The sequence below is a fragment of the Vibrio sp. 1562 genome (assembly GCF_033340155.1).
Taxonomy (GTDB): domain Bacteria; phylum Pseudomonadota; class Gammaproteobacteria; order Enterobacterales; family Vibrionaceae; genus Vibrio; species Vibrio alginolyticus.
Genome location: NZ_JAWOVY010000070.1, coordinates 1 through 2288 on the forward strand (window position 1 = coordinate 1; position 2288 = coordinate 2288).

At 43.6% G+C, this 2288-nt stretch carries 1 protein-coding gene and 2 tRNA genes; all 3 read right to left on the minus strand.

Features of this window, described 5'->3' with window-relative positions; all coding sequences use genetic code 11:
- Position 1: 1 nt before the first annotated feature.
- The 3 genes from R7Z49_RS23185 to R7Z49_RS23195 all read right to left on the minus strand — a co-directional run bounded on the left by R7Z49_RS23185 (position 2) and on the right by R7Z49_RS23195 (position 2287).
- Positions 2 to 77 (minus strand) — tRNA-Phe (locus tag R7Z49_RS23185).
- A gap of 233 nt (positions 78 to 310) precedes the next feature.
- Complete coding sequence (locus tag R7Z49_RS23190) at positions 311 to 1936, minus strand: methyl-accepting chemotaxis protein (protein WP_132936938.1); 1626 nt, start codon at positions 1934 to 1936, stop codon at positions 311 to 313.
- Positions 1937 to 2211: 275 nt separating this feature from the next.
- A tRNA-Asn gene (locus R7Z49_RS23195) sits at positions 2212 to 2287 on the minus strand.
- Position 2288: the final 1 nt, after the last annotated feature.

Genomic DNA, 2288 nt, shown 5'->3' on the forward strand with positions numbered 1-2288 from the left:
GTGGTGCCCGGAGGCGGAATCGAACCACCGACACGAGGATTTTCAATCCTCTGCTCTACCGACTGAGCTATCCGGGCGACGAGGTGTATTAAAAGGCTTTTCGGCTTTCAGGTCAACAATAAAATTAAAATAAAATATCGTTTGATGAATTTGTGCTCGGAGTGGGCTGTTTTTATGCGTTTTTAGCAGCAATGCGCCATGCTTTAAGCGATGTTTTAACATTGATAGTGTATTCACTTGCAAAATAAAGGCGATAAAAACAAAAAAGCACGTCTGAAAACGTGCTTTTTATTGAACAATTGACTTTAAACTAGTGCTTTACTGAGAACTTGTTTACCCAACCTTCTAGCTCATTCGCTAGTGAAGCTAAACTTTGAGTACTTGATTGACTCTCGGTTACGACAGAGTTTAGTTGGCCTCCGCTTTCATCGATAAGGTTTATGCGTAGCGCAATATCATCGCTAACCTGCGTCTGCTCAGCGGCAGCAGTAGCGATCTGCTGGCTCATTGTGGTGATAGATTCTAACGCCGTTACAATTTGCTGTAGAGCTTCAGAGGCATTCTTAGACTCTGTAACAGTGCTTTCACTGGTTTCTGCACATATTTCCATTGTGTGAATGGCATTGCGAGAGCCTTCTTGCAGATTGGAGATCATATACTGAATCTCTTTTGTGCTGTCTTGTGTGCGTCCTGCTAGGTTGCGTACCTCATCAGCAACGACTGCGAAGCCTCGGCCTTGTTCTCCAGCACGTGCTGCTTCAATGGCTGCATTGAGTGCCAATAGGTTTGTTTGCTCTGCGATATCACCAATCACATCGAGCACTTTTACAATATTATTTACATCCTGATCTAGATCGGCGACCGCTTTACTCGCAGTATTTAATTGAGAAGCTAAACCTTGAATGTTTTTAACCGTGTTATGAATGAGTTTCTGAGTATGTTGGCTTTGTTTGTCTGCCTCGTCCGTATTGTTTGCGGTGTCGCTTGCTGAATTGGCAACATGGTTGGCTGAAGATGCCATTTCAGTCATCGCAGTGGCAATCATCGCCGTTGATTGCTGCTGAGATACGGTAAGATCGGCAATCGTATTTGATCGAGCTTCTACGGCAGACAACTCTGCGCGCAGTGCATGCATAGACTTCTCTAGGTTTGTCACCATAGTAGCTAGTGATTGACTCATATCTTGCACGGCACGATAGATACTTCCTCTCGGTGCCACAGTATCAAAACTGGTCTGAATGTCTCCTTGAGCGACAGCTTGAACTGCTTTGCGCACGTCGTTAGGCTCTCCACCAAGTAGATGAAGCATTTTGCGAATCGAAATGATCAGGCCACTTAGAATGCTTCCCGCGATAATCAGACATAGCACAAGCTGCCATTGTGCTGTCGACCAAAAACGTGCGTTAACTTCATTAAAGCCAATACCTGTACCGACAACCCAGCCCCAGTGTGGTGTTTTTTCTGCTATCGAGTGTTTTTCTTCAATGCTGCCATCTGCTTGTTTTTGGCTCCAGGTATATTCAACGATCTGACCTGTTTTGTGCCCCAATACATCTAGAATGAGTTGGCCTACGCTATTACCACTGCCATCTTTAAAGTCATGGAAGCTGGTTCCGTGCAGTTGAGGGTCTAGTGGTGCGGCGATGAACATCATATTTTCATCTGCGACATAAACGTATTCGTTGTCTTTGTAGATATTGTTACGAAGTAGGCGAGTGGCTAATGCTTTCGCTTCGTCTTCCGGCATTTTGCCTTCGATAGCCATCTTTTCTACTTCGGTAAGTATGCTGTACGCACTTTTAAATAGCTCAGTAACTCGAGCTTTGTTATCAAGGTTACTTGCGACGCGAAGTGTCCATAAGCCCGTTGCGGTCAAAGCTAAGAGAGCTAGCAATATGATCGCAGATAATAAATAGGCTTGAGTTTTTAGTTTCATATTTAGCTCACAAATAAAGTGTTATCACTATGCAAGGCATAGCTAAAAGAAGAAATGTAATAACTCGGGCATCTTAGTGAAGATGAATATGCTCGGATACTAATGCGTATTAAAATTACGATGAGGATTAAATTTTTAGCGTGAAATAAGTGTTTTTGAAGAAAGGATTTAATGTTCGCTGATGTTTAGAAATGAAGTGTAGATAAATGGGAAAGCGAGAAATGACGTATAAAGCAGATACAAAAAAGCCGCATCAAGTGATGCGGCTTTAAAAGTGGCTCCTCCTGCTGGGCTCGAACCAGCGACCTGCGGATTAACAGTCCGTCGCTCTACCAACTGAGCTAAGGAGGAA